25 protein-coding genes are annotated in these 20,515 nt (G+C 67.6%); 14 read left to right on the plus strand and 11 right to left on the minus strand.

The annotated features are described in order from the left end of the window. Positions 1-177: 177 nt before the first annotated feature. Together E1261_RS28885 and E1261_RS28890 are read left to right on the plus strand one after the other, a co-directional pair. Complete coding sequence (locus E1261_RS28885; protein WP_132412018.1) at positions 178-699, plus strand: helix-turn-helix domain-containing protein; 522 nt, start codon at positions 178-180, stop codon at positions 697-699. 11 nt (positions 700-710) lie between these two features. After that, positions 711-1,283 carry a PIN domain-containing protein gene (locus E1261_RS28890; protein ID WP_132412020.1) on the plus strand — a complete coding sequence of 191 codons (573 nt, stop codon included), beginning with the start codon at positions 711-713 and terminating at the stop codon, positions 1,281-1,283. Positions 1,284-1,293: 10 nt separating this feature from the next. On the opposite strand, the gene E1261_RS28895 is transcribed toward E1261_RS28890, so the two are convergent. Both E1261_RS28895 and E1261_RS28900 read right to left on the minus strand, forming a co-directional pair. Then, positions 1,294-2,058 carry an SDR family NAD(P)-dependent oxidoreductase gene (locus E1261_RS28895; protein WP_132412022.1) on the minus strand — a complete coding sequence of 255 codons (765 nt, stop codon included), beginning with the start codon at positions 2,056-2,058 and terminating at the stop codon, positions 1,294-1,296. Further along, positions 2,055-2,621, minus strand: a complete 567-nt coding sequence (locus tag E1261_RS28900) for a TetR/AcrR family transcriptional regulator (RefSeq protein WP_132412024.1) — start codon at positions 2,619-2,621, stop codon at positions 2,055-2,057. Before E1261_RS28900 ends, E1261_RS28895 begins: the two co-directional genes overlap by 4 nt. A 101-nt stretch (positions 2,622-2,722) precedes the next feature. Here E1261_RS28900 and E1261_RS28905 point away from each other — a divergent pair, with 101 nt between their 5' ends. The 4 genes from E1261_RS28905 to E1261_RS28920 are packed head-to-tail and all read left to right on the plus strand — an operon-like array spanning position 2,723 to position 6,938. Further along, positions 2,723-4,300 carry an ABC-F family ATP-binding cassette domain-containing protein gene (locus E1261_RS28905; protein ID WP_132412026.1) on the plus strand — a complete coding sequence of 526 codons (1,578 nt, stop codon included), beginning with the start codon at positions 2,723-2,725 and terminating at the stop codon, positions 4,298-4,300. Then, the gene (locus E1261_RS28910; RefSeq protein ID WP_132412028.1) at positions 4,287-5,126 is read left to right on the plus strand and encodes a Vgb family protein; all 840 of its coding nucleotides are present in this window, start codon (positions 4,287-4,289) and stop codon (positions 5,124-5,126) included. The genes E1261_RS28905 and E1261_RS28910 overlap by 14 nt, the downstream gene beginning before the upstream one ends. Before the next feature lie 57 nt (positions 5,127-5,183). Next, positions 5,184-6,092, plus strand: a complete 909-nt coding sequence (locus tag E1261_RS28915; RefSeq protein WP_238176493.1) for a UbiA prenyltransferase family protein — start codon at positions 5,184-5,186, stop codon at positions 6,090-6,092. 39 nt (positions 6,093-6,131) lie between these two features. Further along, complete coding sequence (locus tag E1261_RS28920; protein WP_132412030.1) at positions 6,132-6,938, plus strand: phytanoyl-CoA dioxygenase family protein; 807 nt, start codon at positions 6,132-6,134, stop codon at positions 6,936-6,938. Here E1261_RS28920 and E1261_RS28925 read toward each other — a convergent pair. From E1261_RS28925 to E1261_RS28935, 3 genes are all read right to left on the minus strand, one after another. Further along, entirely contained in the window at positions 6,912-7,262 is a 351-nt protein-coding gene (locus E1261_RS28925; RefSeq protein ID WP_132412032.1) for an AraC family ligand binding domain-containing protein, read from the minus strand. The genes E1261_RS28920 and E1261_RS28925 overlap by 27 nt on opposite strands. A 92-nt stretch (positions 7,263-7,354) precedes the next feature. After that, positions 7,355-7,948, minus strand: a complete 594-nt coding sequence (locus tag E1261_RS28930) for a YdeI/OmpD-associated family protein (protein ID WP_132412034.1) — start codon at positions 7,946-7,948, stop codon at positions 7,355-7,357. Further along, entirely contained in the window at positions 7,945-8,910 is a 966-nt protein-coding gene (locus tag E1261_RS28935) for a helix-turn-helix transcriptional regulator (RefSeq protein ID WP_132412036.1), read from the minus strand. Before E1261_RS28935 ends, E1261_RS28930 begins: the two co-directional genes overlap by 4 nt. A gap of 157 nt (positions 8,911-9,067) precedes the next feature. On the opposite strand from E1261_RS28935, the gene E1261_RS28940 reads away from it, so the two are divergent. Beyond that, entirely contained in the window at positions 9,068-10,240 is a 1,173-nt protein-coding gene (locus tag E1261_RS28940) for a zinc-dependent metalloprotease family protein (protein ID WP_132412038.1), read from the plus strand. 53 nt (positions 10,241-10,293) lie between these two features. On the opposite strand, the gene E1261_RS28945 is transcribed toward E1261_RS28940, so the two are convergent. Further along, entirely contained in the window at positions 10,294-11,142 is an 849-nt protein-coding gene (locus tag E1261_RS28945) for an NAD(P)H-binding protein (RefSeq protein WP_132412040.1), read from the minus strand. A 91-nt stretch (positions 11,143-11,233) separates the two neighbouring features. Here E1261_RS28945 and E1261_RS28950 point away from each other — a divergent pair, with 91 nt between their 5' ends. Further along, positions 11,234-12,169 carry an AraC family transcriptional regulator gene (locus E1261_RS28950; protein WP_132412042.1) on the plus strand — a complete coding sequence of 312 codons (936 nt, stop codon included), beginning with the start codon at positions 11,234-11,236 and terminating at the stop codon, positions 12,167-12,169. Here the strand turns inward: E1261_RS28950 and E1261_RS28955 are convergent. Both E1261_RS28955 and E1261_RS28960 read right to left on the minus strand, forming a co-directional pair. After that, positions 12,166-12,855, minus strand: a complete 690-nt coding sequence (locus tag E1261_RS28955) for a dienelactone hydrolase family protein (protein ID WP_132412044.1) — start codon at positions 12,853-12,855, stop codon at positions 12,166-12,168. The genes E1261_RS28950 and E1261_RS28955 overlap by 4 nt on opposite strands. Positions 12,856-12,865: 10 nt before the next feature. Further along, on the minus strand, positions 12,866-14,086 hold the full coding sequence (locus E1261_RS28960; protein ID WP_132412046.1) for an MFS transporter: 1,221 nt from the start codon (positions 14,084-14,086) through the stop codon (positions 12,866-12,868). An 82-nt stretch (positions 14,087-14,168) separates the two neighbouring features. Between E1261_RS28960 and E1261_RS28965 the strand changes: the two genes are divergently transcribed. From E1261_RS28965 to E1261_RS28980, 4 genes are read left to right on the plus strand one after another with little or no spacing between them, the layout of a single operon-like run. Continuing rightward, positions 14,169-15,083, plus strand: a complete 915-nt coding sequence (locus E1261_RS28965) for a LysR family transcriptional regulator (RefSeq protein ID WP_132412048.1) — start codon at positions 14,169-14,171, stop codon at positions 15,081-15,083. Positions 15,084-15,102: 19 nt separating this feature from the next. Next, on the plus strand, positions 15,103-16,173 hold the full coding sequence (locus tag E1261_RS28970; RefSeq protein WP_132412050.1) for an ABC transporter ATP-binding protein: 1,071 nt from the start codon (positions 15,103-15,105) through the stop codon (positions 16,171-16,173). 10 nt (positions 16,174-16,183) lie between these two features. Then, the gene (locus tag E1261_RS28975) at positions 16,184-16,603 is read left to right on the plus strand and encodes a protein-tyrosine phosphatase family protein (protein ID WP_132412052.1); all 420 of its coding nucleotides are present in this window, start codon (positions 16,184-16,186) and stop codon (positions 16,601-16,603) included. Positions 16,604-16,645: 42 nt separating this feature from the next. Next, positions 16,646-17,041 carry a RidA family protein gene (locus E1261_RS28980; RefSeq protein WP_132412054.1) on the plus strand — a complete coding sequence of 132 codons (396 nt, stop codon included), beginning with the start codon at positions 16,646-16,648 and terminating at the stop codon, positions 17,039-17,041. Here the strand turns inward: E1261_RS28980 and E1261_RS28985 are convergent. Then, on the minus strand, positions 17,025-18,293 hold the full coding sequence (locus E1261_RS28985) for an FAD-binding oxidoreductase (RefSeq protein ID WP_202875115.1): 1,269 nt from the start codon (positions 18,291-18,293) through the stop codon (positions 17,025-17,027). The genes E1261_RS28980 and E1261_RS28985 overlap by 17 nt on opposite strands. A gap of 42 nt (positions 18,294-18,335) precedes the next feature. Between E1261_RS28985 and E1261_RS28990 the strand changes: the two genes are divergently transcribed. Further along, positions 18,336-19,307, plus strand: coding sequence for a helix-turn-helix transcriptional regulator (locus E1261_RS28990; protein ID WP_132412058.1), 972 nt, complete (start codon positions 18,336-18,338; stop codon positions 19,305-19,307). On the opposite strand, the gene E1261_RS28995 is transcribed toward E1261_RS28990, so the two are convergent. Then, positions 19,294-19,695: a hypothetical protein gene (locus E1261_RS28995; protein WP_132412060.1), complete on the minus strand. Its 402-nt coding sequence runs from the start codon at positions 19,693-19,695 to the stop codon at positions 19,294-19,296. The two genes, E1261_RS28990 and E1261_RS28995, sit on opposite strands and share 14 nt — an antisense overlap. Continuing rightward, a complete protein-coding gene (locus tag E1261_RS29000) occupies positions 19,692-20,165 on the minus strand; it encodes a DoxX family protein (protein WP_132412062.1) in 474 nt (157 codons plus the stop codon). The genes E1261_RS28995 and E1261_RS29000 overlap by 4 nt, the downstream gene beginning before the upstream one ends. A gap of 80 nt (positions 20,166-20,245) precedes the next feature. Here E1261_RS29000 and E1261_RS29005 point away from each other — a divergent pair. Continuing rightward, on the plus strand, positions 20,246-20,515 hold a 270-nt coding region (locus E1261_RS29005), incomplete at its 3' end, for a MerR family transcriptional regulator (RefSeq protein WP_132412064.1).

Here is a 20,515-nt window from a genome sequence, read left to right on the forward strand (position 1 = left end):
AGCCAACCGCGCCCGCGACCCGCAAGCCGACCCCCAAACCATCAGCCCCCGACCTCGCCGAAGCCTGCGCCTACAACCCCACGAACTGAGTCGCTTGTCCGGCACAGTTGAGCGGGATACTATTCGAACGTTACGAACATTCTTTCCTTTTGTTCGCGGATAACTTCGGGAGACGCAATGACGGCCGAGGCGCTGGAGCAGCAGACGTACCTGCCTGATCAGCCTGAGGAACTGGCGTCGGTGGCGAGCTTCCTGCTCGCGCACGAGAGCCGGCACGGCACCGCTCCCGAGCCGCGCTACTTCCTGGCTGGTGCACAGGAGGGTGATCAGGTCGAGGTGCCGGAGGCGTTGCACATGGTCCTACTCCAGGTCGTCGAGGCGTTGCGGTCCGGTCACGCCGTCACCGTCGCACCCCAGAGCTCCAAGCTCACCACCCAACAGGCCGCCGATCTGCTGGGCGTCAGCCGCCCGACCGTGGTCCGGCTCATCGACCAAGGCGAGCTCCCGGCCGAGCGGATCGGATCCCGCCGCAGGGTCCTGCTTCGCGAACTGCTCGACTATCGCGAGCGGCGCCGCCAGCGCCAGTACGACGCCATCACCGCAACCGCCATCGAGCTGGACGCCGAGGACAACCCAGCCGCCGTCCAGCAACAACTCCGAGCAATCCGCCAAGAGCTCGCCAACCGCCGCCGCAGCTGAGAATCAGCGCAGTGTTCAGCGCCGTCCTCGACACCTCAGTCCTCTGGCCCAGCACCCAGCGCGACTTCCTCCTCTCCCTCGCCGCCGAGAGCCTCTATCGGCCACTGTGGAGCAGCGCCATTCTCGAAGAGCTTCGCTACACCCACGTGCGCAAGCTGGTCCAGCGTTCCGTTACACCGGCCAAGGCCGAATCACAGTCGGCACACCTTGTGGAGCAGATGCGTGCGGCATTCGACGACGCCGAGGTAAGCCACTGGGAGCCGTACGACGGGACCTTCGGCCTCCCGGACCCCGCCGGCGAGCACGTTCTCGCGGCCGCAGTGGCCGGCGGCGCCGGAGCCATCGTCACCGAGAACCTGAAGGACTTCCCCTCGGCGCGGATACCCCTCGGCATTCAGATCCGGCCGGCTCGCGATTTCGCGGCGGACACCGTGGCAGTCAATCCGCGGCGTGGGCTGCGCGCTGTTGCCACGATGTCGGCGCGGCGGCAGTTCCCGCCCGAATCCGTGGACGACCTGCTTCTCGTTCTCCGCGAGCGGTACGGAATGGACGAAGCCGTGGATCTCATCGAAGAAGCACGCTGAACGCAGCGATTCAGGCGTAACGGATGCTGAGGCCGCCGTCTATGGACCAGTTGGCGCCGGTGACGAAGGAGGCGGCGGGGGAGGCCAGGAAGCAGACGACTTCGGCTACGTCTTCGGGGGTGCCGATGCGGTTGAGGGGGTGGACGGTGAGGGCGTGGGTGCGTTCGTGGGGGAAGTTGGTGAAGAACTCTTCGAGGAGGTCGGTGGCGATGTAGCCGGGGCTGACGGCGTTGACGCGGATGTTGTGGGGGCCGACGTCGAGGGCCAGGGAGCGGGTCATGCCGACCAGGCCGGACTTGGCGGCGGCGTACGGGAACATGCCGGCGGTGGTGAGGGACGCGTGGATCGAGGCGATGTTGACGATCGCGCCGTGGCTGTTCTCGATCATGGCGGGCAGGACCTGGCGGGCCATCAGCCAGGCGCCTTTCAGGTCTACGTCGAAGACGGCGTCCCATTCGGCGACGGTCATCTGGGTCGCGTCGGCGTACGCGTTCTTGCCTGCGTTGTTGACGAGCACGGTCGCTGGGCCGAGTTCGGCAGCAAGGTGAGCGACCGCTGCGGCGACTGAGGTCTCGTCGGTGATGTCGCCGACCACGGAGGCGACTCGGGCGCCGGTCGCTTGGAGTTCGGCGGTGGTCGACGCGAGCTGACCAGCCAGTACGTCGATCAGCCCGACCACGGCACCTTCGGCGGCTGCCTTCGCTGCCACCGCGCGTCCGATCCCGCGCGCAGCCCCGGTCACCACCACGACTTCATCGATCAATCGCCCAGTCACATCCCTGAGGCTAGCCGGGCGTACCGGTCGGCCGCCGCCCGTGTCAGCGGCTGTTTGAGCAGGACGAGCTGGTGGTAGAGCGGCCCGGTCGCCGCGACCACCACTTCATGGGCATTCGTTCTCACGGGCACCTCACCCCGCGCGATCGCCCGCTCGACGACGGCGGCCGAGCGGCGGTAGCGATCGGCCCAGAACGCCGTGAGTGCCTCCGCGGCTTCCGGCGTACGGAAGGACGCGGCAATCACGGCCTGGGTCACGGACGGCTGCTCGGTCAAGGCGTCGTACACCTCGCGATTGAGCGCGATCAGGTCGCCCTCGAGCGAACCCGTGTCGGCAGGGGCCCAGTCGTCGTCGGTCTGCAGCAGGTCGACGAGCAGCCCGGCCACCGTCTTCCACCGCCGATACACGGTCGTCCGGTGGACGCCGGATCGCGCGGCGACCCCGTCGATCGACAGTCCGTCGTACCCGTGCTCGGTCAGCTCGGCGGCGACTGCAGCCAGTACGTCGGCGCGCACGCGTGCGGACCGACCACCCGGCCTGCTTGCGCGATCGGTCTCGGTCATGTCATCATCTTAACGCAACATTCGTCGCATTAAGGAGTTGACCAGTGATCTTCTGACCCGCCGTTCGTCAGTCCGAACCCGCGAGAGTCAGGAGCACACGTATGTCTACCCAGCTGTCTTTGCACGAGGTCACCAAGTCGTTCGATCACCAGCTCGTCCTTGATCGCATCAGCTGCGCCTTCCCGCCTGGGCAGGTCAGCGGGCTGATCGGCGAGAACGGTTCCGGCAAGTCGACGCTGCTCCGGATCGCCGCCGGTCTGGAGCCGGCCACCGACGGCTCGGTGACCGCGGCCGGCAGCCTGGGCTTCCTTGCCCAGGACAACCCGTTGCCGCTGGAGCTCGCCGTCGCCGCGCTCGCCGATCACGCGCTGGCCGACCTTCGCCGGGTCGAGGCTCGGCTCCGCGCCCTCGAGGCTCGCCTCGCTGGTGGTGAGCTCGACGTTCTTGATGAGTACGGCGATTTGCAGGCGGAGTTCGAACTCCGTGAGGGGTACGACGCGGACGCCCGGTTCGCACGGGCCACCCACGGACTCGGGCTGAGCATGGTCCCTGCGGACCGCCGGTTGTCGGAGCTGTCGGGCGGCGAACTCGCTCGGCTGCACCTGGCCGCGGTCCTGGCCTCAGCGCCGGAGATCCTGCTGCTCGACGAACCAACCAACCATTTGGATACCACGGCCGCGACCTGGCTGGAGGGTCATCTGCGCTCCCGGCGAGGCACGACCGTGGTGGTCTCGCACGACCGCGCGTTCCTGGAGCGGGTCGCCTCGACGCTCTTCGAGGTCGACGGCGACACGCACCGGATCACGCGGTACGGCAACGGCTACCAGGGTTACCTGCTGGAGAAGGCGGCCGAGCGAGCGCGGCTCGAACAGGCTCGGCAGCAGTGGGAGGACGACGTCGCCGCGATGCGCGATACCGTCCGCACCACGGCAGACCGGGTTGCTCATGGTCGGCCGATGAAGGACAACAACAAGGTCGCCTACGACCGTGCGACCGGCCGGGTGAACGAGGCGGAGCGGAGCAAGATCCGCAACGCGAAGGAGCGCCTGCGTCGGCTGGAGGAGGAGCCGGCACCGATTCCAGCCAAGCCGTTGCGCTTCACCGCGTCGCTCCGCACGACCGGGTCGCCGGCCGGACTGAGCGCGATCGGAGTCGCTGTCGAGGAACGGCTCCGGCCGACCTCGATCGACGTACCGGCCGGTGGCCGCCTGCTGATCACCGGACCGAACGGCATCGGCAAGTCCACTCTGCTCGACGTCCTCGCCGGCCGGCTGCCACCGGACTCCGGGTACGTCGAACGCCGCGGCCACATCGGCTATCTCCACCAGGAGGTGACCGAACCGCGTCCGGACGAACCACTCCGGATGGCACTCGCCCGTCATCAGGGCGCCGCCGAGCTGGGGTTGTTCCGAGCGGACCAGTTGTCGACGAGGGTCGGCGACCTGTCCACCGGACAACGCCGGCGGCTCGCGTTGGCCCGTCTGCTGAGTACGCCGTACGACGTACTGCTGCTCGACGAACCCACCAACCACCTGTCGCTCGTCCTCGTCGAGGAACTGGAGGCAGCGCTCGACCGGTACGCCGGAGCGCTCGTCGTGATCAGCCACGACCGCCGGTTCGTCTCGCGCTGGCGCGACGCCGTTCTCGATCTGAAGGAGTCCTGCCTTGTCACACACTGAAATCTCCGGTCCGGGTGAGGGCCCGTACGGCGTCGCGGTCGCGGCCGGCGAGGTGTGGACCACGCTCGTGCACGCCGGCGCGGTCGTCCGCGCGGCCGGACAGCGTTATGACCTGGGTGCACCCGCGTCCCGGCCGATGGTGATCACGGCGGGCACGGGCGGCGTGTGGTTCACGCGGAACGGTGACGACCACGTCGGCCACATTGATGCCGCTGGCAACATTTCGGCGATCGCGGTCGCCGGGGCGCCGTACGGGATCTGCGTTGGACCCGACAACGCCTTGTGGTGCACGTTGATGAGCACGGATCAGGTCGCGCGGATCACGGCCGACGGCGAGGTCACGACGTACCCGATCGGGGTTGCCGGTGGGTTTCCGGCGATGATCACCGGCTCCGATGAGCTGTGGTTCACGCTGAACCAGGGCAACGCGATCGGGCGGATGACGACGGCGGGCGAGGTGACGACGTACCCGTTGCCGACCTCAGGTGCCGGGCCGGTCGGGATCAGCGCCGGACCCGAGGCGGTCTGGTTCGTGGAGTTGCAGGCGGATCAGGCTGGGCGGATCAGCGCGGACGGGACGATCGAGGAGTTCCCGTTGCCGGCGGGGTCGAAGCCGCATGCCGTGGTGGCGACCGCGGACGGCGGGTGCTGGATCACGTTGTGGGGTTCGGGTTCGCTGGCGCGAATGGATGTCGGGGGTGCGGTGGTCGAGGTGATCGAGCTGGGCGAAGGGTCCGAGCCGCACGGGCTGGCCGTCGACACCGATGGTTCGGTGTGGGTCGCGCTCGAGAATGGCTCCCTTGCTCACATCCACGCTGGAGAGTGAGGGGTCTCACGCGCTGGAGGGAGGTGCGGTCCGGGCTTGCGGGAGGAGAGTGGTGGTGTGGCCACCACCGCGATAGCCCGGACAGCACCGCACAGGGTTCGTGATGTGATCGCGGTCGGGCGGCCGGCGTTCTGGGTCGTCTCGATCGTGCCCTACTACGTCGGCATCCTGCTCGCGACGCGAGAGCTGATCCCGCCGCTCGAGGAGTGGCCGCGGCTGATCGTCGGCGCGGTCGTGATGGGTCCGCTGGTCTGGCTGGCCGTCCTCGCGGTCAACGACGCGTACGACCTGCCGAGCGACCGGCTCAATCCCCGCAAGGCGAAATCACCCTTGCTGGACGGGCGAATCACGCTCCGCGCGGCGAAACGGTTAGCCTTCGCAGCCGCGGTCGCAGCGGTCGGTATCAGCCTGCATGTCGGGATCGTGTTCGCGCTCGGCGTGCTGCTCGCGGTTCTGCTCGGCTACGCCTACAGCGTGCCGCCGGTGCGGCTCAAGACGCGCGCCGGATTCGATGTCGCGGTCAACGCGCTGGCCCTCGGCGCCTTCGGCCCGCTGGCCGGTTGGGCCGCGATCAACCCCGACCTCAGCGACTTTCCGTGGCTGATGGGCTTACAAGGGACGCTCGCCGCCATCGGCCTTTATCTGCCGACCACGCTGGCTGATCTGGAGGCCGACCGGGCCGCCGGGTACCAGACAATCGCGGTCCGCTACGGCGCGCGAACGACGTACAGGCTTGGGTACGGCGCCTGGATCGCGGCCGCGGCGTTGTCCGTGATCCTGGCCGCGACGGACACGATCATCCCGCGCAGCATGCTGGTGCTCGAGGTGGTGATGGTGCCGGTGCTGGTCGTCGCCTACGGCAAGCTGATCGGGCCGCGGCAGTCGTTCAAGGGGATCATCGTGCTGGCGTCGCTCTTCCTGTTCCCGTGTGCGACCTTCGCGCTCACGTATACCGGTGTGTTGTGACCTTTACAACGACGGAAACGCCGGGGACCCTGGGGTCCCATGACGGTTACCCGCTCCGAGCTCGAGGCCGGCTACACGCTCAGCCAGGCTGATCTCGCGCACTTCCGGCAGCACGGCTTCGTGAAGCTGAAGAACGTGCTGAGTCCCGAGACGATCGCGGCGTACGAGCCGGAGATCACCGGGAAGGTCATCGAGCTGAACACCCAGCACCTGCCGCTGGCGGACCGGGACACGTACGGGAAGGCGTTCCTGCAGGTGACGAACCTGTGGCAGCACAGCGAGAAGGTGCTGGAGTTCGTGTCGTCGCCGCGGCTCGCGAAGATCGCCGCGCAGTTGCTGGGCGTGCGGTCGGTTCGGCTGTACCACGATCAGGCGCTGTACAAGGAGTCCGGCGGGGGCGTGACGCCGTGGCACGCGGATCAGTACTACTGGCCGTTCGCGACCGACCGCTGCGTGACGGTGTGGGTGCCACTGCAGGAGACGCCGATGGAGATGGGGCCGCTCTCGTTCGCGGCCGGTAGCCATACCTTCGAGCACGGCCGCGATCTTCCGATCAGCGACGAATCCGAGCGGGTGCTGCAGAAGGCGCTTGCTGAGCAGGAGTTTCCGGAGGTGTCCGAGCCTTTCGAGCTCGGCGAGGTCAGCTACCACCTCGGCTGGACGTTCCACCACGCGCCACCCAACACGACCGACGTACCGCGCCGGGTGATGACTGTCATCTACGTCGACGCATCCATGGAGATCTCAGAACCGGTCAACGACGCCCAGCGCAACGATCTGTCCTGGATGCCGGGCACGCAGCCTGGCGACGTCATCTCCTCACCCCTCAACCCGGTCCTCTACTAGCTCCAGCAACGGCTCCTGGCCTTCGGTCACCGGGAAGTAGGCGAGGAACGTGACGCCGTCGGGGCCTGCGTCGAACCGGATGAGCTCCTCCGCCGGCTCGTAGAACAGGTCGCCGGGCTTCAGCATGATCTCCGGCTCGTCGCGTAGCTGGTAGATCGCTGACCCGGACTCGATGCTCCCGAAGACCGGCCCGTTGTGCGTGTGCACCCCGACCGCAGTCTCCGGCAACATCGTGATCCGCCGAGCCTGCACCCGCCGTACCGGCAGGTCAGCCGGCAGCACCTGATCCAGAACAACCTCACGAGTAATCGCTTCAACGCTCATACCGAAGATTGTACATACCGATAGGTACAGACGGCGCTCTGCTGCGCAACGTGCAGGTAGGCCGTCGGCCGTTCGGCTGGTTGTTGCGCGGACTACTGGGTGGGGAGGGATTGTTTTTGGGGGTAGATGGTTTCGCCTCGGGATAGTTGGTCCACGAACTGGGCGATGCGGCGGGCGCGGGTTTCGGGGCGTTTGGCGCCGTTGACCCGGTGGACTATGGCGAACCGGTTGGCGCTGGTGAGGATGTCGAACATGGCTTGCGCCTGAGGTACGGCGGCGATCGCGGCGGCCAAGTCCGCCGGGATCTCCAGGTTCGCGGAACCGCTGTAGGCGTTGGCCCAGCGGCCGTCGGCTTTGGCTCGGTCCACCTCGGCCCAGCCGGCTGGTTGCATGCGACCGGCCTTCTCGAGGCGGGCGATGTAGTCGACGTTGCGTTGGGACCAGGTACTGCGGGAGCGGCGGGGGGTGTAGCGCTGCAGGAAGGTGAATTCGTCGCGGGTCTTGCGCTGTCCGTCGATCCAGCCGTGGCACAACGCTTCATCGAGCGCGTCAGAGACAGCGAGGCTGGTCGGCGTGGTGACGTTCTTCTTCGCACACACCAGCCACACTCCGTCGCTGGTCTGATGGTTCGCGGCGAGCCAGTCATGCCAGGCAGCAGCGTCGGCGAGGACCAGTTCATCCGTCATCGTGGGGACTCCTGGAAGCGGGTGGCGATTTGGTGGGCGGCTTCGATGAGTTCGGGCGGGCCGACGAGTTCCAGGTCGCACTCGAACATCGCGAAGCGGGCGGCGAGGCCGACCCAGGACCAGGCCGTCATGGTCACCCGGCAACTGGTCGCCGTGACCTCCTCGACCATCGTGTCCTGACCGGACCACGGCGCGACCTCGCTGGCCGGGACTTGCAGCACGGCCTCGCCACGGCACGGGAACTGTTCCTTGGTCTTGAACTGCCGCGAGATGTACGTCGCGACATCCGCGGCCGGTAGTTCGCGCGGGGTGAACCGCGGCCCGGTCGGCGTCTTCGGCGTCATCCGGTCGACCCGGAACGTCCGCCAGTCCTTGCGATCCAGGTCCCAGCCGATCAGGTACCACCGCCCGCCCCAGGTGACCAGGTGATGCGGCTCGGCCTTCCGCGGCGGCAACCACTCCCCCTCGGGCGCACCCGGTGACTGGTAGTCGAACCGCAGTACTTCCTGAGCGCGAACAGCCATCCCGATCGCGATGAGCTGGTTCGAGTCGACCGTCGTACGGCGGTTCGGGTAGCGGTCGATGGTTGTCACCTGGAGCGCGTCGACCCGCTGGCGCAGCCGCGCGGGCATCACCTGGCGAACCGTGGCCAACGCCCGCAACGCACCTTCCTCGATGCCGGTCACGGTGGTGGTCGCGGTCTGCAGGGCGACGGCGACCGCGATCGCCTGGTCGTCGTCGAACAGCAACGGCGGCAGCTCGGCCCCGGCGTCGAGCCGGTAGCCGCCGTCCGGTCCCTTGATCGCGCGGACCGGGTAGCCGAGATCGCGGAGCCGGTCGACATCCCGGCGTACCGTGCGCGCGCTGACCTCGAGGCGGTCGGCGAGCAGCGCGCCCGGCCAGTCACGGCGCGCCTGGAGCAAGGACAGCAGCGAGAGCAACCGGGCTGAGGTTTCGGACATGGGACCAGCTTGCCACCAGTAGCGGCCGGGTTCTGTCCGCTACCTGAAGGCCTCAATCGCTTGGCCCACTTGAGCCATGACCCAGTTAGGCCGCCAAAAATTACCGAAACCACCTACGGTAACGGGAGATCACTGACCGCCCCTCAAGGAGATCTACATGAGGCCCCGCCCTGCCTTTTTGACCGTGTTCGGTTCGCTCGCCGCCGCCGCGCTCGCCGCGACCAGCGCGGTCGCCGCCGTACCGTCCGACGGCCCGAACGTTGCCCCGCCCGTGTCGCAGGCGGTGCTCGCCACCGACACCGACGGCGACTCGCTGCCCGACATCTGGGAGACGAACGGGTACGACGCCAACGGTGACGGCGTGATCGACGTCGACCTGAAGGCGATGGGTGCAGACCCGAAGAAGAAGGACCTGTTCGTCGAGATGGACTACATGGCCGGACGGCTGGCCAGCGTGGCCGCGCTGGACCGGATCGTCCAGGTCTTCGCCCAGGCCCCGGTGATGAACCCGAACGGCACCGCCGGCATCAATATCCACCTCGACGCCGGGCCGGTCGGCGGCACGAAGTACAACCTGGGTGGCGGCAACGAGGTCCCCTACGACGCCGATCTGAACCCGGCGGCCACGGAGACCACGGCGATCAAGAACACCCACTTCAAGCCGGCACGCAAGGCCGTCTTCCACTACGCGCTCTTCGGAGACAGCTACGGTGGCGGCTGCAGCAGCGGCAACGCGTTCGCGATCCCGAACGACACGTTCATCGTCACGGTCGGACCGAAGTGCAACTGGAACGCGACCGACAACACCAACGTCGGTACGTTCATCCACGAGCTCGGTCACAACCTCGGCCTCAGGCACGGCGGTTCGGACCACGTCAACTACAAGCCGAACTACCTGAGCGTGATGAACTACTTCTTCCAGCTCGGCGGTGTCCCGAAGGCCGACGGCACCCGCTACTGGAGCTACTCGAACGTCGCCCCGGCAGCGCTGAACGAGACCGCCCTGAAGGAGTCGATCGGCCTGGGCCCGAACCTCGACACGTACAAGACCAGCTGGAAATGCCCGGACGGCACCAGCCGCACGTCGACCGGTACCGCCAGCGGCCGGATCGACTGGAACTGCGACGGTGACACCGTCGACACCGGCGCGGCCGACATCAACGACGACAACCTCACCAACACCCTGACCACCCAGAACAACTGGGCCAACATCACGTTCGGCGGCGGCGCCGTCGGTCAGGGTGCGAACGTCCAGTCGAAGACCGCACCGACGGAACTGCAGGAGATGACCCGCGACGAGTGGATCGAGCTCCAGCACAACCACAAGTAGCTCACTGAACAGAAAGGCCTTCACACCCAGGTGGGTGTGAAGGCCTTTCTGTTTCATTGTGCCCAGATTCCGGTGGCTGCGGTGTCGCGGGCCCAGTCGGTGAAGTCGCGGGGCTGGCGGCCGAGGATCTGCTGGACGCCGTCCGACACGTACTCCGAGCGGTGATTGCGGATGACCGCGAAGAGGTCGCGGACGGCCTCCGAGTCTTCTAGGGTCTGGCCCTGCGCGATCAGTTCGGCGACGTGCTGCTCGGGGTCGAGGTTGACGTAGTTGATCGGACGGCCGGTGGCAGCGCTGAGCTCGGCGGCAACCTCGGCCATGGTGAGGAAGCGCGGGCCGGACAGGGCGTAGGTCGCGCCGGTGTAGGCCTCGTCGAGCAGGACTGCGGCCATCACGTCGCCGACGTCGTTGGTGTCGATCCAGGCCTCGCCACCGTCGCCGGCCGACAACCGGATCTCTCCGGCCAGAACGTCGTACCGGAGGAAGTCCTCGCTGAAGCCCTGGGCGAACCAGGCCGGCTGGATGATCGTCCAGTCGGCGCCACTGGCCTGTACGGCGTGCTCCAGTCCGAGCTGGCCTTCGTAGACGGCGAACTCGCGACCGGGGCTGCCGACACCGCGGCCGGACAGCAGCACGATCCGGCGGAGGCCTTCGTCGGCCGCCTGCTGTACGAAACGGCCTGCTTGGGCGAGGCCGGTCGCGCCGACCGGCGGTGCCAGGTACGCCGTGTCGGCGCCGCCGATGGTCGGTGACCACGTGCTCTCGTCGTACCAGTCGAAGCGCTGCGCGCTCGTTCGGGAAGCGAGGCGGTAGGGAATCTGGCGGTTGTCGAGCTGAGCTGCGACGCGGCGGCCGGTCTTGCCTTTGCCACCGAGGATGAGGATCTCTTTGGTGTTGGTCATGGCTCTAGTTCATCGCGGCTGAGTGAGCTTAACCATGGTTGTTTGGCGCAATTCGATGTTCGAGACGCTCAGAACGGCGTAGGGTGTGGTCATGGACGTGCTGGATGATCTGTTGACCGGGACCCGCGCGGTGGACGGGGTGTTCAACCTCGGGATCCTGGAGACGCCGTGGGCGCTGGAGATCCGCGAGGAGGCACCGCTCGCGCTCGCGACGATGGTGCGGGGTGACGCGTGGATCACCCGGGACGGGATCGAGCCGCTCCGGATGGAGCGGGGTGACGTCGCGATCTTCACCGGCCCGGCGCCGTACGTGGTCGGCGACAGCGTCAGCACCGAACCGCAGCTCCGGATCCTGCCCGGCAACATCTGCCAACCGTTGCCTGGAGCCCCTATTGACTACAGCGAACGGCTCGGACTGCGCACGTACGGCGGTCGCGCGGAGGGCTCGGCGATGATTGCCAGCGGCACCTATCAGGTGGCCGGCGATGTCAGCCGCCGACTCGTCAACGCACTCCCCTCGGTGCTCGTGGTCCCGGCCGCCGACCTGGCCGGGCCGGTGATGGACATGATCGCCGGCGAGATCCGCCGCGAGTCGCCCGGCCAGCAGAGCGTGCTGGATCGCTGGCTCGATCTCGCGCTGATCGTGACGTTGCGAGCGTGGTTCGATCGGCCGGAGTCACAGGCACCGGGGTGGTATCAGGCGCAGACCGACCCGGTCGCCGGCTCGGCACTACGCTTGCTGCACGAGGATCCGGCGTACCCGTGGAGTGTTCCCGAGCTCGCCGACCGCGTCGGAGTCTCCCGCGCCAGCCTCGCCCGCCGCTTCACCGCAGTCGTCGGCGAAGCGCCCATGAGCTACCTCACCACGTGGCGCATCACCCTCGCCGCCGACCAACTCCGCAGTACCCAAGACACCGTCGAAACCATCGCCCGCCGAGTCGGCTACGCCAACGCCTTCGCCCTCAGCGTCGCCTTCAAACGAGTCCGCGGCACAACCCCCACCGCCCACCGCCGCCAGGCGGCCTAGCTCGTCGTCGTCTTCATGAAGGCGAGGGCTTGGGGCCAGGCGAGGCGGAAGGCGGCGGCGTTGGTTTCGTTGGCGTGGCGGGCCTTGTCGGAGAAGCCGTGCTCGGCGCCGGGGAAGTACTGGGTGAAGGTTGCGCCTGCCGGGCGGGACTGGAGGGCGGTTTGGAGGGCCTCGAAGTCGGCGTTCGGGACGAGTACGTCGGCGCTCGGGTAGCTCACGAGGACCGGGGCGATGATGCCGGCGGCGTCGGAGATGGTGTCGTACGTGTGCTGCTCGTGGTGCTCCGACGGACTGGTGGGGTGGAAGGCGACGACGTTGGCGAGGCGGTGGTCGCGGGCTCCGAGGAGGAGCGCGAAGCGGCCGCCCAGGCACCAGCCGATGACCCCGGCCTTGGTGCAGCCGAGGTCGTCGGTGAGGTAGTCGAGCAGGGCTCGCTGCTCAGCCAGCGCTTCGTCGTCGTCTTTTTGGCGCAGTAACGCGGCGAGTTCGTCGTGTGTCGAGTTGTCGGTGCTCTTGCCCTTGAAGGGATCCCAGACGAGGGCGGTGATCCCGGCGGCGGCGAGTTCGTCCGCCCACTCGCGGATCTGCTCGCCGATCCCGGTGATCATCGGCAGCAGCAACATCCCTGCCCGGCCGACGCGCGCCAGATACGCTTCCTGATCCCCAACCTGCACAGTCACGCCCATGCGGTGGATCTTAGTGTTTGAGCATCCGCGGGACGGCAGCATTGACCAGGATGAAGATCAGTACGGAGAAGATCAGTAGGGCCGTTGCAGCCGGGAGCAGCGCGATTCCCAGGCCGATGGCCAGGACGGGGAGCGCGAGACCGGCGTACGCGATCAGGAAGAGTGCGGCGAGGACCTCGCCTCGGGAGCCTGCGTCGGCGAGTAAGGCGGCGGTGGCGACGGCACCGCGGAAGACCAGGCCGACACCGGCTCCGGCGATCACGCCGCCGATGACGAAGAGTGCCAGGCTCGAGATCAGGCCGCCGGTCGCGATACCGATCAGCCCGACCGACATGAAGGTCAGGCCGAGGCGCAGCTGATTGCGGCGTTCCATCCGGACGAAGACCACCTGGCTGCCGGCTCCGGCGATGAAGACCGCGAAGGTGACGACGCCGGCCAGGATCCGCGACGGCTGGTGCAGTACGCCGGCCAGGAACGTCGGCGCGAGCGAGGTGAACAGCCCGAAGATCGAGAACGCCGCGAACGCACCGATCGCACTGGCGAAGAACAGCGGTCTCGCGGCGGCCGGCAAGGCGACCCGCTGCGGCCGGTACGCCGGACGCTCCTCCAGCCGCTCGACAGTCTCGGGAACCAGCGCGATCCCGACTGCGCTGAGCAGCAGCAACACGAGGAAGATCTCGTACGGGCGCTCGAGCGGAGAGGCGACGTACTGGGCGAGCACACCACCGACCAGCGGACCGAAGGCCAGACCGCCGAGGTTGACCATGCTCGAGATCAGCGCGGACCGACTCGGGTCTTCGTCAGGCCGGGCGATCTTGCGCAGTTCGGAGAGGTGGGCCGTCGCGGTCGCGGTCAGTACGCCGACGCCGACACCGGAGATGAAGCGGGCGAGCAGCAGCCCGGGGACGTCCGGCCAGATCAGGAAGATCGCTGCCGACACGGCTTCGGCGAGGACTGCAAGGAGTGCGACCCGGCGGCGGCCGAGCCAGTCGCTGACGTGGCCGGCCAGATACAGGCTGACCATCACGCCGACCGCGTACGCCGCGAAGATGATCGTGATCAGGTACGTCGGGAAGCCGTCCCGCCGCTGGTAGATCGCGTAGAGCGGAGTGGGAACGGTCGAGAACGCCATCGTGATCAGGAAGGCGGCGGCGATCACCCAGAACCCAGGCTGATGGCCGAACCGCACCCGGGACTCGACCGGCCGGGACGAGGACAACGTTGTGGACATAGCAACAGCCTCCCTCCGATGATCTATCGAGTCCAACGAAAGTTCTTGCACTGTCTTATCGAGACTGACGATAATTGACGCCATGGACAGTCGGCAGCTTGAGTACTTCGTCGCCGTCGCCGAGGAGCTGAGCTTCACCCGGGCGGCGCAGCGGCTGTTCACCGTCCAGTCGACGGTGTCGGCCGCGATCCGGGCGTTGGAGACGGATCTGCGGACCACGTTGTTCGACCGGTCGACCCGGCGGGTGACGCTGTCGACCGCGGGAGCCGCGCTGCTGCCAGAGGCGAAGGCTGCGCTGGAGGCCCTCGATCGGGCTCGTTCGGTGGTCGAGGAGGCCTCGACCGGGCTGCGCGGGAACCTCCGGATCGGCACGATGACCCGCCTCGGGTTGGTCGACCTCGCTCCGCTGCTCGGGGCTTTCCACCGGAAGTATCCGCTGGTCGACGTACAGGTGACGACGTCGCCGACCGGGTCGACCGGGCTGGCCGACGACGTCCGGCATGGGCGGCTCGATGTTGCGCTGCTCGGTCTACCGCTGTCCGAGTTGAGTGGGCTGGACGTGCGTGAGTTGGCGTCGGTGCCCTTCGCCGTACTGGTTCCGCCGTCGCATCGGTTGGCCGAGGAGGCTTCGGTCGCGCTCGAGCAGCTGGCCGGGGAGCGGTTCGTCGACATGCTGCGCGGGTTCGGGAATCGGCGGATGGTGGATCAGGCCTTCGAGCGGGCCGGCGTGCCGCGGCAGGTGCAGGTCGAGGTGCCGGATCTGAGCGAGGTGCCGGAATACGTCCGCGCAGGGCTCGGGATCGCCGTCGTACCGGATATCTCCCCGTCGATCCCCGGGGTGGTCCATCTGCCACTGGCCGGACCCGGGTTGGCGTGGACCTTGTCGGTGGCAACGATCGCCGGCCGGCAACCGAGCCGAGCCGTCGTCGCGCTGCAGGAACTGCTCGGCGAGGCAGTCCGGCCGGGGACTTACTTCACCGGGGAATTGATCTCCTAGTACGGCGGTTGTGCGGGATATGGCAACTGTCTCGTTCAAGGGGGCTACCCGGGTCTACCCGGGAACCGATACTGCGGCCGTCGATCGACTGGATCTCGACATCCAGGACGGCGAATTCATGGTCCTCGTCGGGCCGTCCGGATCCGGTAAGTCGACCGCGCTGCGGATGCTCGCCGGGCTCGAAGAGGTCAACGACGGATCGATCTACATCGGCGACCGCGATGTCACCAACGCGCCGCCGAAGGAACGGGACATCGCGATGGTGTTCCAGAACTATGCGCTCTACCCGCACATGTCGGTCGGCGAGAACATGGGCTTCGCGCTGAAGATGCAGGGCATTCACAAGGAGGAGCGCACTCGCCGGGTGCTCGAGGCGGCGAAGCTGCTCGGCCTGGAGGAGTACCTCGACCGCAAGCCGAAGGCGTTGTCCGGTGGCCAGCGTCAGCGCGTCGCGATGGGTCGCGCGATCGTCCGCAGCCCGCAGGTCTTCCTGATGGACGAGCCGCTGTCGAACCTCGACGCCAAGCTGCGGGTGCAGACCCGCACCCAGATCGCCGAACTCCAGCACCGGCTGGGCGTCACCACGGTCTACGTCACCCACGACCAGGTCGAGGCGATGACGATGGGCGACCGCGTCGCCGTACTGAAGGATGGTCTGTTGCAGCAGGTCGACACCCCGCTGAATCTGTACGACCGGCCGGTGAACAAGTTCGTGGCCGGCTTCATCGGCTCGCCCGCGATGAACCTGCTCGACGCGACGATCGTCGACGGGGGCGCGCAGGTCGGCGACTACGTGGTGCCGATCGCGCGCGACGTACTCGCCAAGGCAGGCTCCGACAAGACCGTGACGCTGGGCGTCCGGCCGGAGGCGTTCCAGTTGGCTGACGAGGGCATGCCGGTCAACGTCGCGGTGATCGAGGAACTCGGCTCGGACGCGTTCCTGTACGGGACGGCCGCACACACCAACGAGCAGATCATCGCGCGCATCGGCACCCGCCTGCACAACGAGAAGGGCGCGGTTGTCCACCTGGCCGCGGACCCTTCAAAGCTTCATCTGTTCTCAACGTCCACCGAGGAGCGGCTCGTCTAGGGTTTGGTGGATGTGGGTCAAGGGAGCACCTGGAGTGCTCGAGTTGCCGTCGGGTCGGATGGTGCGCGGACGCGGTCTACGCAACGGCCCGGCGGCAGCGCCATTTCCGGCGTACGGGGTCTATCTGCTCGGCTCGACGCCGCCCGCTGTCGAGTGGGAGTCACGGTGGTTGCGCTGGCCGGACTTCCGGTTGCCGGCTTCACGGGATGAGGCTCGCGACGTGTTCTTGGATGCATTGGAGCGTTCAGGATCATCGCGGGTTGAGTTTGCCTGCTCCGGCGGGCGCGGCAGGACCGGTACGGCGCTCGCGTGCCTGGCGGTATTGGACGGTGCACCGGCGGCCGAGGCGGTCGCGTACGTCCGCCGCCACTACGATCCGCACGCTGTCGAAACGCCCTGGCAGAAGCGTTTCGTACGGCGCTTCCAGTAAACCTGTTGACCTCGGCAACCGTGGTCGAGTTGGCTCGGTCAGGTGACGATCTCGCGCACCAATCCCGACGGACTGCACTCGACCCCCGGCTACCACCACGTGACCAAGGTCCAGGCCGACACCTTGATCTACCTCGCGGGCCAGTGCCCGCTCGCCCCTTCCGGCGACCTCGCCGAGGGCGGACTGAACGGCCAAACCGCACAGGTGATCGACAACATCCTGACCGCCCTGGCCGCGGCCGGCGCCGGCCCGGATGACGTCGTACGGACCGTCATCTACGTCAACAGCTCCGACCGCGACGAGCTGGGCGCCGTCTGGACCCAGCTCAACGAGTCACCGCTCGCTCCGGCGTTCGCGTCCGCGAGCACCTTGCTCGGCGTCGCTCAGCTCGGCTTCACCGGCCAACTCGTCGAGATCGACGTCACCGCGGCGCTGTGAGTTCATGGCTGGGGAGTTCATGGTTGGGCGCCAGTCGGCGGGCGGCGTCGTACCGGTCCCTCAGCTCGAGGAGTCTGGCGAAGGTGGCCGGCTCGTAGGCCTCGGCGATCTCGGCTGAGGTCAGCTTCTCGAAGCTGAAGTTGAGCAGGCGCCCGATCGTTGCGGCCTGCCAGGGCTCGAAGATGCGGCGGTCGACGTCTTTGCTGCCTGGGGCCAGGACAGTCAGTCCGTACGCCGCGTTGCGGTGGCCGACTGCGTTCGCGATCTCGGGCTGTCGGCTGAGTGCTCCGCCGAGGTGACGGATGCCGATGATGAGTTCCTTCGGGAGGGTGGCCAGGGCATCCAGGTCGGTGAGCAGGGCGCTGTGGGAGCGGTAGTGGTCGGAGCGGTCAGGTTCGGCGAAGATCTTGCCCGATTCGAGGTAGGGAAGGTCGCCGACGGTGTCGAGGGCCGGCGTACCGATGGCTCGGAGCGGTTCGACCAGGTCCGGATCGCCGAGGACGACCAACTGAAGCTGAGCGATTCGCTTGCCGCGCAGCTGGGCCGGCACCCCCTCGACATCGGGGAACGGGATGAGCGCGACTGCGGAAGTCACCTCGTCCGGGACGGTCTGCGTCCACTCGCTCCAGGTCTCCACAGCGTGTGGATACTCGGCCAGGTCGAAGTAGAGACTGCCGCCGTACAGGGTCGGGACGTCGAAGAGGTCGATCTCGAGGCCGGTCACCACGCCGAAGTTCCCGCCTCCGCCGCGGAGCGCCCAGAAGAGGTCCGGGTCGTCCTCGGCGTTGCGCCGTACACCGTCCGGCGTGACGACCTCGATCCGGCGGACGTGATCGGCGGCGTACCCGTACTTCCGGGCCATCAACCCCAGCCCGCCACCGAGCGTGTAGGCGACCGCACCGACGCCGGGGAAGCTGCCGGACAGCGGTGCGAGCCCGTACGGCGCGGTCGCCGTCATCACGTCCTGCCAGGTCGCACCGGCATCGACCCAGGCCGTCTTCGCGGTCGCATCGACGCGGACGCCGTTGAACCGGCGGGTCGCGATCAACACGCCCCCATCGATCCCCTGCGTGAGCCCGTGACCACTCCCCTGCACGGCGATCCGGTGGTCGTGGTCGACGGCATACCGGACCGCCTCCTCGATCTCGGCAGCACTCGTCACCTCGAAGATCACCTCGGGCCGGTGCGGATCCAGCCGCTGGTAGCCGAGCCGGGCGTCGTCGTACCTCTGCGCTTTGTTCGTCAACATCATGGGTCTCACGCTAGGAGGCCTTCCGGACATATCCTGTCCTTAATGAGTACAATGCCTGGCCGATTGTTCCGGCTGCTGTCGCTGCTGCAGAGCCGTCGCGAGTGGTCCGGCCACGAGCTCGCCGAGCGCCTCGGCGTCACCGAGCGGACAGTACGTCGCGATGTCGAGCGGCTGCGCGCCCTCGACTACCCAGTCACCGGGACCACCGGTGCGGCGGGCGGCTACCGACTCGGATCCGGTACGACGCTGCCGCCGCTCCTGCTGGATGACGACGAAGCGATCGCGGTCGCCCTCGGACTGGTGAGCGCGGGGACTGGTGGGCTGGCTGGGATCGCGGACAGCTCGATGAGCGCATTGGCCAAGCTCACGCAGGTGCTGCCCGCGCGACTGCGGCCTCAGCTGGCGGCGATGGGTTCGGCCGAGGCCATTCCGCGGAGCGGGATTCCGCAGGTCGATCCGGACGCGCTGGCCACGTTGGCGCGCTGTTGCCGGAACCACGAGGTGGTCGCCTTCGACTACGTGAACCGGCAGGACGTGTCGTCGCGGCGCCGGGTCGAACCGCATCAGCTGCTGACGGTCTCGTGGCACTGGTACCTGCTGGCGTTCGACCCGGCCCGCGAGGACTGGCGGTTCTTCCGGGTTGACCGGATCGCGGATGTCAGTCCGGCGCTGCACCGGTTCGTTCCGCGAACGCTGCCGGCGGGCGACGCGGCGTCGTACCTGGTCGAGTCGTTCACGTCCGCGCCGTACCGGCATCGCGTCCGGCTCACCGTGCAACTGCCGGCCGATGAGGTGTCGGCCAGCATTCACTGGTTCAACCCAGGTCGGGTCGCGCCAGCTGGGGATTCTGCTTGTGTTGTTGAGTTTGCGGTCGAGACGCCGTCGTTGCTGCTGCAGTTGGTCGCTGGGATTGTTGCCCTGGGCGCCGACTTCACGGTTGACGAGGCGTCGGCTGAGACCGCGGCTCTGATTGCCGATGTGGGTCGGCGCTTGCAGTCGTTCACGCCACGATGAGTCCGATCCCCAGTGTCACGACGCCGACGGCGAGCGAGGCGGCTCCCAGCCACAGGACCCAGAGGAACTGGTTGGGCGCGGTTCGTCCCTTCCCCGCGGACGAGGCGAAGAAGCCGGCAGACATCAGGATTGCGGCGGCCGGGATGGCGAGTCTGGCGATCCACAGCGCCGGTCCGGTCAGGTTGGTCTGGTCGACGTACAGGAGTCCGACCAGGCTGAGGATGACCAGGACTCCGGCGTGCGCGTGGCCGGCCCGGGCGAACGACTTCTGGAAATCCGTCATCGGCACCTGACCACGGACGATCCTGGTCATGAAGTAGCCGCCGAACTGGATCGTGACGATGGTGAGCAGGATGACGCCGGCGATGATCCGTGATGCGTCGGTCATACGAGTACCTCCTTCTTGGTTTCGCTCCGGCTGGCGACGTAGAGCGCGCAGGCGATGTAGAGCAGTTGCTCCGGGATCCGTTGCCACAAAGGGCTTGCCAGACTGACGTCTGCGATGACCGCGTAGATGTTTGCTGGAAGCAACAACACGAACAGCAGGGCAAGGCCGGCGCCTGCGGCCCGGCGGGTCGCGGTCAAGACGAGGCCGGCCGCGCCAATCAGCTCCAGGACGCCGGTCAGGTAGACGAGCCCGTCGGCGTACGGGAGAAACGGCGGGACCATCGCTGTGAGGTCGGCGTGCGTCGGCATGACGGTCACGTCGGCCGGTACGAAGTGCGCGCTCGCCGTGAGCAGCAGCATCACAGCCATCCCGTGCGCCGCGGCCACCCGCCAGTCGCCGTACCGACGCACTCCGAGCGCACCCAGGCCCCGGAAGGCGGCGGTCGCCAGCAGCAGTACGAGGACGATCATCAGCTTCCTTTCAATGGATAGTTCCAGTATCCGCTTATGGATACTGATACTATCCGTCGTACGGCGACGAAAGGCAAGCGATGCGGATCGGGGAACTCAGCAAGGTGACCGGAATCCCGGTCCCGACGATCAAGTACTACCTCCGCGAAGGCCTGCTCGCCCCTGGCGAACTGACCAGCCCCAACCAGGCCTCGTACGGCGACGCCCACATCCGCCGGCTCCGCCTGATCCGCGCCCTCGTCGACCTCGCCCAGGTCCCGGTCGCCCAGGTCAAGGAGATCGTCGAATCCCTCGACGCCGACGACGCCTCCCTGCACGACCAGATCGGCCGCGCCCACCGAGCCCTCACC

It is taken from the genome of Kribbella albertanoniae (assembly GCF_004348455.1).
In the GTDB taxonomy this organism is placed as follows: Bacteria; Actinomycetota; Actinomycetes; order Propionibacteriales; family Kribbellaceae; genus Kribbella; species Kribbella albertanoniae.